General features: G+C 41.2%; 1 protein-coding gene. It reads right to left on the bottom strand.

Annotation, left to right across the window (positions count from 1 at the left end):
* Positions 1–72 precede the first annotated feature (72 nt).
* Positions 73–328: DUF7935 family protein (locus tag HC175_RS21985; RefSeq protein ID WP_445326502.1), on the bottom strand; the 256-nt coding region annotated here is incomplete at its 5' end.

Here is a 328-nt window from a genome sequence, read left to right as displayed (position 1 = left end):
CAGAAAGTACATGAGTAAGTAGGATTTTCAAAATCCAAATTTTGAATTTTAAATCTTGAATCTTAAATCCTTTTACCACAGGTTTTTCACATCCTTCCGAATATAAGCAAGTCCGGTTTCGCTGGGAGGTTGCTGGTCGATGAGAGCGGTGAGAATAGATTGGCGCAATTCATCTGCAGAGGTGATCTCCTCTTTGGCTACAGTTTTCCTGATGTTGTTGATGGTAGCGTTTTTAGAAGCTTTGATCACATTCCAGCACTCCTCACTCACATAGATCTGTTGTGCCATGTTGTGCTCAAACTCCTGTTCTATGTTCCTGATGAGGTGA

The organism is Salinimicrobium oceani (assembly GCF_012037645.1).
Note: the sequence above shows the minus strand (reverse complement) of the source record. Positions and strands in the feature narration are given on the sequence as shown.